We start from the raw sequence: 14,509 nt of genomic DNA, 5'->3' as shown, positions 1-14,509 counted from the left end.
CTATCCGCGCCCGTCCTTACCCATCTGCTCAATATATTTAACAAATACCCCGCTTAAAAACTTTTCCGAATCAAAGCCCAATCGTTTGGCTACCGCCGATACTTTAGCGTCGCTGCGCATTAATACATTCTTGGCATATTCCAGACGATAGTGATAAACAAAGGCGCGAAAATTACGATTAAGTAACTTGCGTGAGGCAATGGCCAGTGCCCCCGGATTCACTCCGGCCATATCGGCAAACTCTTTAAGGCGTAAACCAATAATCTTATACGCCTTGTGCTCAATCATGGCCTTCTCTGCGCGGTTCAATACATCCTGCAGAAAGGCATCGCTATAACGGTGATTTTCCAGCGCTTTATAATCCAGCGGCGAAGGGGAATAACGACGCTGTTCCATCAGTACCAGGGTCAGTACCAGAAACAGCAGGTAATAACCTACGCTGACAAAGCCGCGCCAGCTGTCAAACGGCAGCAGATTGAAGGCCACCAGCATGGTCACCACTAAACTGACAAAAGCCAGGGTGATCAGGCCACCAAACAGCTTAACGGCCACCGAAAAGCGATAAAAATGCGTGTCAACAACCTGATCCGACAAGTGACTTTGGTAGTCACTGATTTTCTGTTCAACGTTCAGAGCCAGAAACAACACCAGAAAATGGCATAACGCCAGATAGGCATATAAAGGCCAGTACACAGATAACTGCCCTACTATCGGCTGACTGAGTAATTGCGCCTTATAAGCCAGTGGAGCCAACATAAAAGGTATTTGCAATATCCCCATCAGGGCCACACCCGACCAAATCGGCCATTGCCGGTATTTGCCTTTTTCCAGCACCAGCTTAGCCACCGCCAGCACCAGCAAAGCAGCAATCATCACCGGCACGCCGTTAAACAAGCCCACCAGAAAAGTCCAGCGTGACTGGCTGTCAAAGGCACTGATGTACTGATCGACCAGCAGGCTGGGGGTAAACAGTACCGCCAGTAACAGCTCCTGGGCATGAGGCAAGCGCTGGTAACGCACCCAGATAAGGATGACAGGCAATAACCAGAGCAGCAGCAGCGCCAACAGCAATATTTGATTTTGATTTAACATAACGCATTAGCCCCGGCGGCTGTTGAGTGTGAGTGTTAACAAACGCTGGTCTTCAGGGTTTCCAGTAGGGTTCCATTTTCAGGGCGGCTTTACGACTTTGCTCCATCACCTCTAGCAGATGCGCCATCTTGTCCTTGCACCAGACAAGTAACTCTTCTTTATCCTGCACATCGGCCACATCCAACTCTGACTTTAGCAGATGCAATGCCTTGAGCTCATCAATTCCGTCGATAATATCCAGCCATGGAGCCCGGAACTGATCACGATTCTGTGGGCTGAATAAGCCAGCCAGGAATAAGCCGTTAAACAGGGTCTGACGCAATAACGGCTCGCTGGACAGGTAATTTTGTGCGTTAAACTTCTTTTTACGCGGCATGCTCTGGCTGATAGTAAACCAGCCTTGTGCCAGCCATCCCCGCGCATGTTCGAGCAACGGAGATTGCCAGGCTTCACCACTTTTGCGCCAGGGCAACTCAACAGCCAGCGCGGCTAGTTCCAATTGCAAACGACCAGCCTGTGGTGCCAATATTAACTCGTCGGGCCGATGCTGCATCAGCAGTCCCTCGTATCGGCCACGCAAATAGCTGATGACCTCTTCACTTTTTGCCAAACGTTTACGAAATGGTCCTTTACGCGAGCGCAACGCTTTAACCGCCAGCAGACTGTCGGTCCAATACCAGTCGTTATTCAGTTTTATCAGCCGTGATTGCAGTGTCAGCAGCTCATCACATTGCAGCATTGGCAAATATAAACTGATGGCCTGAGAGACCAGTTGAATACCAGCACTAATGCCCCCTAAAGCACGTGGCTTACCGGTTTCCAGATAACACTGCTGATGAAATTGCCAGTAGTCCAGAGCATAATGTAACGCCTTTAGAAAAGCCTGCTCGATATTATCCTGTTCGTCCAGACCGAGAAAATCTGGCAACGCTCTTGGTGTCAGCTCCTGGCCCGCAGCCAACAGATAACCACGAGCGGCCTTACTGAATATCCCCAGACGCAATGGCAGCGCGTCAGCCAACTTACGTGCCAGATGAAAAATATCGGCAACGTCACCTTTTTTCAGCTCAATCTCAATCTCATTAATGGCTTGCTGATGCGATTCGGTTGCCACTTGCCCCTTGTCATATACCAGTTCCAACTCGGTACCATTGCTGAAGGTCAGATGATAGGCATGGCGGCTGAAATGCGTAGTGAATAAAGGGCATAACTGGGATTGCAAACTGGCAATTGAGATATCAGCCGGAAAAATAGCCGGGTCAAATAAAGCAAGATCCGGGTTCTGGTCTTCCAATTCCACATTGTACTCGGGGCGCTGGTGCAGGCCGCCCTGCACTTGTCCGGCGGTCTTCAGGGTTTGCTGAAAGCGACCGTCACGCCCCCGCACTCTGAACCCCATGTCCATGGCCCTTAGTTGTTTATCCGGCGTATCATAATATCGGTTGGACAGTGCCATCTGCACGGTTGTGTAGTGCGCACCCAGGGTCGGGAGCAGCTGATTTTCAAGCACCTTGACCACGTCAGGATGGCCACAAACCAGCAATTTCAGTTCTATTTCAGTTTCCATGTATCCGGGGTTAAACACTGATAAAGGCTAAACATTACCCTCAATACCATCACCTTGGCAATTCACCAATCGCACCAATCACTTGCCTTTGCCCTGAGCAGGCCATACCATCTAAAAAATTTACAACCCGGCAGACCATTTTCATCCATGTCTAAACTTCGTTATTCCTCTTTATTTTTCTGTCTGGCCAGCCTGTTTTTCCAATCCCAGGTGATGGCTCAGGAGCCAAGCGACACTGACGGTGAAACCGTTTATATCGCAGACGACTTATACACTTTTATGCATGCAGGCCCAGGGCGTAACTACCGGATTCTGGGTTCAGTCACCGCCGGCAGCAAAGTCACCCTGCTGCAACGAAATGACAGTGAAGGCTTCGTTGAAATTATCGACGACAAGCAACGCACCGGCTGGGTAGACGGTCGTTTCATCAGTGAACAACCTTCGGTGCGTGAAGCCATGCCGCAAATGCAGGAAGATCTGTCCGACGCACAATCAGCCCTGCAGGAAGCCAAACGCAAAAACGATTTGTTAAATCAGCAGATTCTGGACCTTAACTCCCGCAACAAGCAATTGCAGACCGACCTGGATGAACTGCAAAGCCAGCATAGTCGCGTGGAACGGGAACTGGCCACTAAAGACAACAAAGTACAAATAGAATGGCTGACCCGCGGCGGCATTATCGGTCTGGCGGGCATCCTGCTTGGCGTTATTGTGATGCTGATTCCGCGCAAGCGTCGTCGTAATGACGGTTGGATGTAAACAGCCCCATTTACCAACACTGAGCCAGATTTTGTAAAGCTGGCTTAACAGTTAGTCAATTCCAGTCTCCAGGCCCGGTCTTTACCGGGCCTTTTCATTTCACCATGCTAGATTCTGAATAGAGCGGAACAGCTTATTTTCAGGGCATTTACCGACATTTTTGCAACAGTTACAAACCGCTGTAACAAACATGAAAATTACCGGCAAAAAATGCATTGCATTTTGTATACAATGACCTGAACCGTCGATATACTCCGCGCAAAATTCGGGTGGGTGTTTCCGGTTTACAAAAGTGTCCGGCGCCCTTTTATTTACAGGGCTCGGCCCCAGTGTTACTGGAAAGGGTTTGTTATGTTTAAAGCCAGTGAACTCTTCAATGACAGCTACCAGCTGCCACCTCTTGCCACCTTACCGGCTATTATCAGCAGTAATTACATAGTGGATGAAAATGCCTATCTGCAGGAATTACTTAGTCTGATCCCTTCTGACCAGCAAACGCTTGAAGATATTCGAAAAGAAGCGACTGCTTTGGTTGAACAGGTGCGCAAAGAGGCCAGTGGCGGGGATGGCATTTCCGCCTTTCTGCAGCAATACAGTCTGGATACCCACGAAGGGGTGATTTTAATGTGCCTGGCCGAGGCACTGCTGCGTATACCTGATGCCGGTACGGCCGACGCCCTGATCAAAGACAAGTTGTCTGGCGCCAACTGGCGTGCGCATTTAAGCCAGAGCGATTCTCTGCTGGTCAATGCCTCTACCTGGGGCCTGATGCTGACCGGCAAACTGTTCCAGTTGGACAAGTCCACCGGCAGCATCAGCGAGTCGGTGTTTGATCGCATGGTGTCACGCCTGGGCGAGCCTGTGGTGCGTAATGCCATGTACGCGGCCATGAAAATTATGGGCAAGCAGTTTGTCCTGGGTCGCACTATTGAAGAAGCCCTGAAAGCCAGCCGCAAACAGCGTAAGCTGGGCTACACCCACTCCTACGATATGCTCGGCGAAGCGGCGCTGACTATGGCGGATGCCGACAAATACTGGACAGCCTATGCCGATGCCATCAAAGCGATAGGAAAGGAAAAAATCGAAGGTGACTATCCGGCGCCACCGACCATTTCCATTAAGTTGTCGGCGCTGCACCCACGTTATGAAGTCGCCTGCGAAGATCGGGTGCTGGGAGAGATGGCCGAGTCGGTGATTAAACTTATCGCTCTGGCCCGCAGCCAGAATGTTGGTGTCAATATTGATGCTGAAGAAGCAGATCGCCTGGAACTGTCGCTGAAACTTATCGAGAAGATATACAGAAGCCCTGAACTTAAAGGTTGGGGGCAGCTTGGTATTGTGGTGCAGGCATATTCAAAACGCGCCCTGCCGGTGCTGATGTGGATTGCTCAACTGGCCAAAGACCAGGGTGACTTGATTCCAGTGCGTTTGGTTAAAGGCGCCTACTGGGATACGGAAATTAAGCTGTGCCAGCAAATGGGCCTTGAAAGCTACCCGGTATACACCCGAAAAGCCAGCACCGATGCCAGCTATCTGGCCTGTGCCCGTTTTCTGCTGAGTGCGCATACCGAAGGCGCCATTTATCCGATGTTTGCCACTCACAATGCCCATACAGTCACCGCTATTCGCCGTATGGCCGCAAACCGGGAGTTTGAATTCCAGCGCTTGCATGGCATGGGTGACGAACTGTATGACTGCGTATTGGGCCAGTCTGGCCGCACCAATGTGCGTATTTACGCCCCGGTGGGCGCGCACAAGGATTTGCTGCCTTATCTGGTTCGTCGTCTTTTGGAAAATGGTGCCAACAGCTCATTTGTACATAAGCTGGTTGACCCCAATACGCCAGTGTCTTCCCTGGTGAATCATCCACTGGAAAGCCTGCAGCATTTGCCCAGCCTGGCCAACGACAAAATCCCGTTGCCAACCCAGATTTTTATCAATCGTCAGAATTCCGAAGGTGTCAACTTGCATATCGAATCCATGCTTCAACCCTTTATGAACGCCGTCACCGGCTTTGTCGGTAAGCAATGGCAGGGCGGTCCTGTCGTGAATGGTAAAACCCTTAACCAGGGTGAACTGGTTAAGGTGTTATGCCCTCAGGACCATACTCAACAGGTGGGTAGCATTTACTTTGCTGATGGCAAAGCGACAGAGCTGGCGATTACAACCGCCCACCAGGCCTTCCCTGAATGGAACCGCACACCGGTGGAAACCCGTGCCGAAGCTCTGGAAAAGTTCGCTGATTTAATGGAAGAGCACAAACATGAGCTTATCGCCTTATGTACCCTTGAAGCCGGTAAGCTGCTGCAGGATGGTATCGACGAAGTGCGTGAAGCCGTGGATTTTTGCCGCTACTACGCCATCGAAGCCCGTAAACTGCATGCTTATCATGGCCCGTTGGCTGGCCCGACAGGCGAACTGAATGAGCTGTTTGTGCAGGGCCGTGGCGTGTTTGCCTGTATCAGCCCATGGAACTTCCCTCTGGCTATCTTTACCGGTCAGGTGGTAGCGGCATTGGTCACAGGTAATACCGTCATTGCCAAACCCGCCGAGCAGACCAGTCTGGTGGCCTTCCGGGCAGTGCAACTGATGCTACAAGCCGGTATCCCGGCTGGTGCGATTCAATTGCTGCCGGGCCGTGGCGCAGAAGTTGGCAGCAAATTGTCCAGTGACGAGCGCGTTACCGGGGTGTGCTTCACCGGCAGTACCGATACTGCCAAGGCGATTAACCGTGCCCTGGCTGGTCGTGATGGCGCCATTGCGACACTGATTGCTGAAACCGGCGGGCAGAATGCCATGATTGTCGACAGTACCGCGCTGCCCGAACAAGTGGTTAAAGATGCCGTGCAGTCTGCCTTTATGAGTGCAGGGCAGCGCTGTTCAGCACTGCGGGTCATGTATGTACAGGAAGATGTAGCTGAGCGCATTCTGGAGCTGCTGAAAGGCGCCATGAACGAACTGAGCGTTGGCAATCCGATTCATTATAAAACCGATGTGGGCCCGGTCATTGATAGCCGGGCACAAAGCGGCCTGAATGATCATATTGCCACTATCAGTCAATCCGGCAAGGTACTGGCCACTGCCAATATGCCAGCAGACACTGGCAAGGGCAGTTTCGTTTGCCCCACTGCCATTGAAATAGGCAGCATCAATGAACTGCATAAAGAACACTTTGGCCCCATTCTGCATGTTGTGCGTTACAAAGCAGACGATTTAGACAAGGTTATCAGTGATATTAATGGCACGGGCTTTGGCCTGACGCTGGGTGTTCACACCCGCAATGAATCCAAGGCGGCCTATATCGCTGACCGGGTGAATGTGGGTAACGTGTATATCAACCGCAACCAGATTGGTGCGGTGGTTGGTGTTCAACCCTTTGGTGGTCAGGGTCTGTCCGGCACAGGTCCCAAGGCCGGTGGTCCACATTACCTGACGCGTTTTGTGACCGAGAAAACCCGTACCAACAATATTACCGCAATCGGCGGAAATGCAACGCTGTTGAGTCTGGGCGACTAGTTGATTTAGCCGGTCTGCGCCGTCGTTGGGCCGGCGCATCCCCTTCATCTACCTCAGTAATTTCTGTTAGACTGCAGGCAACAAAATCGGTTTGTTTGCAGTTATGTGTGAGTTATTGGGCATGTCGGCCAATGTGCCGACAGATATCTGTTTCAGTTTTAAGGGCTTGCGCGAGCGTGGCGGACGCACCGGCCCTCACCGGGATGGCTGGGGGGTGGCCTTTTACCAGAATAAGGGCGTCTGTACCTTTAAAGATCCCATGCCCAGCCATGAATCGGAAGTGGCCAGACTGGTATCGGACTACCCCATTAAAAGCACCGCCGTGGTGGCGCATATTCGCCAGGCCAATCGCGGTCGTATCGGCCTGGAAAACACCCATCCTTTTACCCGGGAATTATGGGGGTGCTACTGGACCTATGCCCATAACGGACAGCTTAAAGACCATAAGAGCCTGCCTACCGCGCGCTTTACGCCTGTTGGTACCACAGACAGTGAACATGCATTTTGCTATCTGCTGAGTGAACTGGATAAACGATTTCCCAATAAACCCAAAAATCGTCGCCAGGCCTTTAAGTTTATTTGCAACCAAATGGATAACCTGAGACAAATGGGAGTATTCAATATGTTGCTGTCAGATGGGGAATATCTGCTGGCCTATTGCACTACCAAACTCCATTGGATCACCCGGCGTGCGCCTTTCGGCCAGGCCAGGCTGTCCGATATCGATGTAGATATTGATTTTGCCAGTGAAACCACTCCCAATGATGTGGTGACTGTGATTGCCACAGAACCCCTGACCTGCAATGAACAGTGGCATAAAATGCAACCCGGCCAATGGCAGTTATTTCGCCGTGGTGAAGTTATTAGCCCCTGACAGGAGACAAGCCATGCCATCCATCGAGATTCTGCTGACCTTTTCCCTTGCTGCACTGTTACTCAGCCTGTCCCCTGGCCCATCTAATTTGTACATCATGGCCAGAAGCCTGTCTCAAGGCCACCAGGCGGGCGTTGCCGCCGCCGGTGGTCTGGCGATTGGCTCGTTTATCTATGTGATTGCCACCGCTCTGGGTCTGGCGGCTATTTTCAAATACTCACCACTGGCTTACACGGCATTAAAACTGGCGGGTGCCGCCTATCTGATGTATCTGGGCTGGAGCTACCTGCGCAGCGCGCCACAAAATACCCCCCAACAGGCCAACATCAAGCCCTGGAGCAAGGCCCGAATATTCCGCCAAAGCGTGGTGGTTGAATTGACCAACCCCAAAACAGCCCTGTTTTTTTTGGCCTTTTTACCTCAGTTTGTACGTGCTGACGCTGGCTCCATCACCAGCCAGTTATTAGTACTGGGGATGGTTTATCTGCTGATTGCACTATGCTGCGACCTGTTGGTGGCCTTACTGTCACACAAACTGGGTAGATGGCTGTCGCAACACGCCGATTTCAGTCTCTGGCAAGACAGAATTTCCGGCACTATCCTGCTGGGGCTTGGTGCCTTCATCGGTTATGAGGAAATACTGGCTGAGCAGGGGTCGGCCAACATTCCATAACCTGTGGTTCGTAGTGACGACCACAACCTGATATTTTCAATCGTTGTGGCGGTCTATTATGGTGATTGGACGTAAATCCATTTACCCAAATCACCGCATGATGTAAAAAGGCGCCCAATTCTGGAGGAGAAACATATGACCATGGCTGCATTAGCAATTTTAGCCGGACTGGTGCTTTTGGTTTGGAGCGCAGACAAATTTGTTGAAGGGGCTGCGGCCACCGCCAAACATATGGGTATGCCAGCCCTGTTAATTGGTATTGTGATCATTGGTTTTGGCACCTCTGCACCAGAAATGGTAGTGTCCGCCCTGGCCGCCTCAGACGGCAACCCCGGCCTGGCACTGGGCAATGCTTATGGCTCAAATATCACCAATATCGCCCTGATTTTGGGGGTGACCGCGCTGATTGCCCCGATTGCCGTGCAATCGCAGATTATCCGTAAAGAGCTGCCCATTTTACTGGTGGTAACCTTGCTGGCCGGCTGGCAGTTATATGACGGGAATCTGGGTCGTATGGATGCCGCTATTCTGATTGCGGTACTGATAGGCCTGATGGGCTGGTCCATCCGCGAAGGTTTGAGTCAGCGTCAGGATGCCCTGGCCGGAGAAGTGGAAGAGGAGCTGAATAGCCATCCTATGTCACTTAAAACCGCGCTGATCTGGCTGTTTATTGGATTGGTGGTGCTGGTTATCAGTTCCAGAATCCTGGTGTGGGGCGCCGTCACTGTGGCTCAGTCGATGGGTGTCAGCGATTTGATTATTGGCCTGACCATAGTGGCAATTGGTACTTCATTGCCGGAGCTGGCCTCATCTGTGGTCGCAGCGCGCAAGGGAGAACATGACCTGGCCATAGGTAATGTCATCGGTTCCAATTTGTTTAATACCCTGGCCGTTGTGGGCATTGCCGCAGGTATTCATCCTCTTGCCGTGGAATCTGATGTCTTGACCCGCGACTGGGCGTTAATGCTGGCCCTGACCATTGGCTTATTGTTGATGGCCATTGGTCTCAAAGGGCCGGGCCGAATCACCCGCCCTGAAGGCCTGGCACTGATTGCCGTCTATCTGGGTTATACCGGCTATCTGGGTTATGGTGTATTGTCTTAGAGACTAAGTATGCTGAAACTGTTTAGATTCGAAAATGGTCTGATTCGCGAACTGGCTAGTGACGAGACGGCGCTGGACCAGGCTCTGCCGCATGCCCAGTGGCTGGATGCCCAGGAGCCCGAAGATGAAGAGCGTGACGCTTTGCAACATCTGATGCGGCTGGACTTACCTGAGCTGGACGATATGGAGGAAATTGAAGCCTCGGCACGCTACTTTGTCGATCAGGCCGGTATTCACGTGCACTCACTGTTTTTAACCCAGAGTGAAGGGCGACACACCACCAGCTCGGTGGCCTGTATTCTGCAACCGCACCGGCTGATTACTATTCGCGACACGGAACTGGCCGATTTTCGCCTGTTGCGTATGCGCGCCCGTCGCGGTCAGGTGGAAAGCCGTTCACCGGCAGAGTTGCTGGTGACCCTGCTGGAACAGAAGGTGGAAAATCTGGCCGATAACCTGGAGGATATTCACCGTAACCTGGAGAAAACCAGCTATCTGGTACTGGAAGAGGAAGGCTCAGATTTGGAAGAAGCCATCGCCCAGTTGGCCAAATCCGAAGACAGTAATGGTAAAATCCGTCTGTGCCTGATGGATACTCAACGGGCCATTTCTTTTCTGCTCAGACACTTGCGAGAGGCACCTGAGCTGCAGGAATCCTGCCGGGAAATTATGCGCGATATTGATACCCTGATGGCGCACACCACATTTTTGTTCGACAAGATCAACTTTCTGATGGACTCCACTCAGGGTTTTATCAATATCGAGCAGAACCAGATAATTAAAATATTCTCTATCGCTGCGGTGGTGTTCCTGCCCCCGACGTTAGTGGCCAGTATTTACGGCATGAACTTCGAACATATGCCTGAATTACAATGGCTACTTGGCTATCCATGGGCGCTGGGCTTAATGGTACTGTCGGGCATTACCCCTTACCTGTTCTTTAAATACAAAGGCTGGCTGTAGTTTCACCTGTCGATAATCGAAAAGATCGTCGACAGGTCAATAAATTAACGCAACTTTTACGCCGCAGGGGCACGGCTTGTTGTAAATTGATACTACACAACAACAACCTGAGTCCTTGGCAGTTTGCGGACCCTAGAACAAATTAACCCTTATGTTTTTGCCCTGCTGATCATGCTGCTGGCCGCGTTAGTCAGCTACCTGCTTGATTGGTGGTTTCTGCCCAAACTGGCGACGTTACTGATTTTACAGTTGGGGGTTGCCACAGTGGCACTGCGTGGTGACCGGCTGCCCGCTGTGCTTGCGGCGTTGATTGGGGCGCTGAGCTTCAACTATTTGTTTACCCAGCCAAGGTACTCCCTGCATATGACGGATGCTGACGATATCGTCAATATGTTGGTGTTTCTGGTCATCGCCCTGCTCACCAGTCACCTGGCAGCCTACTATCGCAGCCAACAGGAAGCGCTGCGCCAGGCGCAGTTACGCTCAAGTGTGCTGCTGTCAGTTTCCCATGATCTGCGTACCCCCCTGGCCACTATTATCGGCACCCTGAGTACAATGCAATCCTATGCTGGCAAGTTACCGGGCAAAGATCAGCAAGAATTACTGCAAGGCGCACTGGATGAAAGCCACCGATTGCATCGCTACATCGAAAACTTGTTACAGGCCACTAAATTGCAGCAGGGGCAGATGCGGTTTTCCACTACCATGCAATCTGTCGCCCCCATCGTTCAGGCGGTGGTGAGCAGGTTGGACAATCCCCGCGTTAAAGTCAGGTTGGATACCAACCTGCCGGATGTGCCGGTGCGCGAGTCACTATTGGAACAGGCTTTGTACAATCTGGTAGACAATGCCCTTAAGTATTCTGAATCCGAGGTCAGCATCGTGGTCAAGGCGGATTTAAACGGTCTGGATATTCAGGTGAAAGACCAAGGACCCGGCATTCCGGCGGCAGATCACAGCAAGGTATTTGAGCTGTTTTATTCCACCCGCAAGGGCGACAAAGGTGAAGGCGGTACCGGTCTGGGACTGGCTGTGGCAGCCGGTATTGTCCGCGCTCATCAAGGCCAATTAGCTATACTGGCGTCAACGCAGGGATGCACTATGGGGATACGCCTGCCGTTACAACAGGGGGATCGCCATGCATAAAATTCTGGTTATTGACGACGAACCGCAAATTCAACGCTTTATGCGCATTTCACTGACCGCCGAGCATTTTTGTTACCTTGAGGCACTAACGGCAGCGCAGGGCTTGAGAAAAATGCAGGAGCAGGAGCCGGACCTGGTGATTCTGGACTTAGGCTTACCCGATAAAGATGGGTTTAGTTTGTTGACAGAACTGCGCCAAATCAGCCAGGTCCCGGTACTAGTGCTTACAGCCCGGGATGAAGAAGAGGAGAAAGTTCGCTTGCTGGAAGGTGGTGCCAACGATTATCTGAGTAAGCCTTTTGGCATCAAAGAGCTTATCGCCCGCATACGTGTGCTGCTACGCGACCTTGGTACTGTAGTGCAACAAACCAGACTGGAGTTCGATGGACTAAGCCTGGATATCAACAATCACCAGGTCTGGCGTCAGGGTGAGGTGGTCGCCCTGTCTCGTAAAGAATTTGCTCTGTTAAGTTACCTGGCCAGTCGTCCCGGTAAGTTGGTGACCCAGCAGCAACTGCTAAGCAATATATGGGGTAATACCCACACCGAAGACACCCACTACCTGCGCATTTTTATTAGTCAGTTAAGACGCAAACTGGCCGATGATGCAGGCAGCCCCAAACTGATCCAGACCGAGCCAGGGGTTGGTTATCGCTTTATTGCCGAGCCGGGCACAAAAGGCGAATAACAGCATGGTCAAGCTGGACAGGGTTGTAAAGCTACTGGCTATGCCAATGCTCTGGATGGGCATAGTGCAGCTTGCCTTTGCGTTATTGTCACTACTGTGGTTTCGCGACAAGATGGCAGCGCGCTTTTTTGAGCCAGCCTGCTTTATGCTGGTGCTTGCAGTGGCCATCAATTTTTTCCTTAAAGACACAGACCTTAACCGAATCGGCTTTCGTGATGCGCTGTTGTTTGCCACCCTGACCTGGGCGTTAACCGGCATACTGGGCGCTTTTCCGGTTATGCTGGTGACCGGAGTAAGCTTTACCGACGCGGTGTTTGAGTCCATCAGTGCCCTGACCACCACAGGTGCCACAGTGTTAACCGGCTTAGATGCTATGCCTAAATCCTTTCTGATGTACCGCCAGTTTCTGCAGTGGATGGGCGGTCTGGGTGTGGTGATCTTTGTGGTTGCCGTGTTACCCATGCTAAACGTTGGCGGTATGCGGCTGCTCAAGGCGGAAACACCGGGCCCGGTGAAAGACGATAAACTATCGCCGCGTATTGCAAACACTGCCCATTACTTGTGGTTTATTTATGTATTGATCACCCTGCTCTGCGCTCTGAGTTACTATTTGGGGGGAATGAATGGCTTTGACGCCATTGCCCACAGTCTCAGTACTGTTTCCACCGGCGGCTTTTCCACCCATGATGCCAGTATGTGGTACTTTGAAAGCCACAGCCTGTTGGCGATTTCTAATCTGTTTATGCTGCTGGGTGCCATCAGCTTCGGCCTGCATTTTCGCGTCTTGCATGGCAAAGCGCCGCTCTTGTATTGGCGGGATGAGGAAACCCGGGTGTTTATCCTTATTGTTGTAGCATTGTCTGCGGCACTGGGACTGTATCTGCTTGTGGAAAACCGCTATGGCTCTCTGGAATCCTTCAGCTTTGCCGCATTTCATGTGGTGTCTTTTATTACCAGTACGGGTTTTGGCGCGGCGGATTTAAGCAGTTGGCCGGCGGCCAGTGCCATGTTTCTGGTGTTTTGTGCCTACCTGGGCGGATGTGCCGGCTCTACTGCAGGTGGCAATAAAATAATTCGCGATATTATCACCTTTAAATTAATTCGCCGGGAGATACAACAACTTATCCACCCTCGTGCCATGTTGCCGTTACGTTATCAGGACAAGGCCGTGGACAGCGAGGTACGTAGCGCAGTGATGGGGTTTATGTCATTTGCCGCTGGCTCATCTTTAGTATTGACCTTGTTATTAATGCAGACCGGTCTGGATTTCTGGTCAGCTTTTACTGCTGTAGCGGCCTGTATCAACGTTCTGGGGCCGGGATTTGGCCAGGTGGGCAGCAATTTCCTACCGGTCAGCGACGCAGGCATATGGCTACTTAACGGCGCCATGATCCTCGGACGACTGGAATATTTTACCGTGCTGGCGCTGTTTTCTCCCCTATTCTGGCGCCGTTAACTTAAGGATCCTTACATGGCACATTTTACCGTCATTGGTCTTGGACGTTTTGGCATTACTGCGAGCCTGGAATTGATTTATCTGGGTCATACCGTAACAGGTGTCGACAGCGACGAGAAACTGGCTGAACAATATGCAGAAGAACTCACTCAAACGATCATTTGTGACGCCACCGATGAACGTGCCCTAAAAGAACTGAATCTGATTAACAGTGACGCAGTACTGGTGGCCATAGGTGAAGATATGCAGGCCAGTCTGCTCTGTACGCTGCACCTTAAAAACCTCGGCGTACAGGAGCTTTGGGTAAAAGCCAACACCAGCGCTCATCACACCATACTGTCTAAGCTGGGGGTATCGCGCATTATTCACCCCGAAGAAGATATGGGGGTACGGGTGGCCCAGGCATTGAACTACCCTATGGTTAACGATTACCTGTCAATAGGCCATGGCTACTATGTAGTGGAAGTGCATATTGCTGACAAGCTGAGCGGTCTGACCGTGGCTGAACTATTGGGTGATAACCTACGGATTGTGGAAACCTTACTGGTGAAGCGTGAGCAGGAATTGTTTACCAAGCCGGACACCCAATTCACCCTGCGCGGCAAAGATATTGCGCTGTTCTGCGGTACAAGGGCGGTTTTGAAAAATTTGGCACCAAGGTTGGTTTAACT

The 14,509-nt window shown here is 51.5% G+C and carries 12 protein-coding genes; 10 read left to right on the top strand and 2 right to left on the bottom strand.

Annotation, left to right across the window (positions count from 1 at the left end):
* On the bottom strand, positions 1–1,092 hold the full coding sequence (locus ABD028_RS01880; RefSeq protein WP_343841074.1) for a helix-turn-helix transcriptional regulator: 1,092 nt from the start codon (positions 1,090–1,092) through the stop codon (positions 1–3).
* A 52-nt stretch (positions 1,093–1,144) separates the two neighbouring features.
* Positions 1,145–2,659 carry a CYTH domain-containing protein gene (locus ABD028_RS01875; RefSeq protein ID WP_343841072.1) on the bottom strand — a complete coding sequence of 505 codons (1,515 nt, stop codon included), beginning with the start codon at positions 2,657–2,659 and terminating at the stop codon, positions 1,145–1,147.
* A gap of 147 nt (positions 2,660–2,806) precedes the next feature.
* Here ABD028_RS01875 and ABD028_RS01870 point away from each other — a divergent pair, with 147 nt between their 5' ends.
* The 10 genes from ABD028_RS01870 (at position 2,807) to ABD028_RS01825 (ending at position 14,507) form a co-directional block, all read left to right on the top strand.
* Complete coding sequence (locus ABD028_RS01870) at positions 2,807–3,418, top strand: TIGR04211 family SH3 domain-containing protein (RefSeq protein ID WP_102798066.1); 612 nt, start codon at positions 2,807–2,809, stop codon at positions 3,416–3,418.
* Between the two features lie 351 nt (positions 3,419–3,769).
* Complete coding sequence (putA, locus tag ABD028_RS01865; protein WP_343841068.1) at positions 3,770–6,934, top strand: bifunctional proline dehydrogenase/L-glutamate gamma-semialdehyde dehydrogenase PutA; 3,165 nt, start codon at positions 3,770–3,772, stop codon at positions 6,932–6,934.
* Between the two features lie 103 nt (positions 6,935–7,037).
* Positions 7,038–7,808 (top strand): class II glutamine amidotransferase, encoded by a 771-nt coding sequence (locus ABD028_RS01860; protein ID WP_343841065.1) that lies wholly within the window; start codon positions 7,038–7,040, stop codon positions 7,806–7,808.
* 13 nt (positions 7,809–7,821) lie between these two features.
* Positions 7,822–8,481 carry a LysE family translocator gene (locus tag ABD028_RS01855; RefSeq protein WP_343841062.1) on the top strand — a complete coding sequence of 220 codons (660 nt, stop codon included), beginning with the start codon at positions 7,822–7,824 and terminating at the stop codon, positions 8,479–8,481.
* 135 nt (positions 8,482–8,616) lie between these two features.
* A complete protein-coding gene (locus ABD028_RS01850) occupies positions 8,617–9,585 on the top strand; it encodes a calcium/sodium antiporter (RefSeq protein WP_343841059.1) in 969 nt (322 codons plus the stop codon).
* A gap of 9 nt (positions 9,586–9,594) precedes the next feature.
* Positions 9,595–10,548 (top strand): magnesium/cobalt transporter CorA, encoded by a 954-nt coding sequence (gene corA / locus ABD028_RS01845; RefSeq protein WP_102798059.1) that lies wholly within the window; start codon positions 9,595–9,597, stop codon positions 10,546–10,548.
* Positions 10,549–10,671: 123 nt separating this feature from the next.
* Positions 10,672–11,694 carry a sensor histidine kinase gene (locus tag ABD028_RS01840; RefSeq protein ID WP_343841056.1) on the top strand — a complete coding sequence of 341 codons (1,023 nt, stop codon included), beginning with the start codon at positions 10,672–10,674 and terminating at the stop codon, positions 11,692–11,694.
* Positions 11,687–12,382 (top strand): response regulator, encoded by a 696-nt coding sequence (locus ABD028_RS01835; RefSeq protein ID WP_343841053.1) that lies wholly within the window; start codon positions 11,687–11,689, stop codon positions 12,380–12,382. Before ABD028_RS01840 ends, ABD028_RS01835 begins: the two co-directional genes overlap by 8 nt.
* A gap of 4 nt (positions 12,383–12,386) precedes the next feature.
* Entirely contained in the window at positions 12,387–13,838 is a 1,452-nt protein-coding gene (locus ABD028_RS01830) for a TrkH family potassium uptake protein (protein ID WP_343841051.1), read from the top strand.
* A 15-nt stretch (positions 13,839–13,853) separates the two neighbouring features.
* Positions 13,854–14,507 (top strand): potassium channel family protein, encoded by a 654-nt coding sequence (locus tag ABD028_RS01825; protein WP_102798056.1) that lies wholly within the window; start codon positions 13,854–13,856, stop codon positions 14,505–14,507.
* Positions 14,508–14,509 lie beyond the last annotated feature (2 nt).

This window comes from Bowmanella denitrificans, assembly GCF_039522935.1.
GTDB classification, from domain to species: domain Bacteria; phylum Pseudomonadota; class Gammaproteobacteria; order Enterobacterales; family Alteromonadaceae; genus Bowmanella; species Bowmanella denitrificans.
Note: the sequence above shows the minus strand (reverse complement) of the source record. Positions and strands in the feature narration are given on the sequence as shown.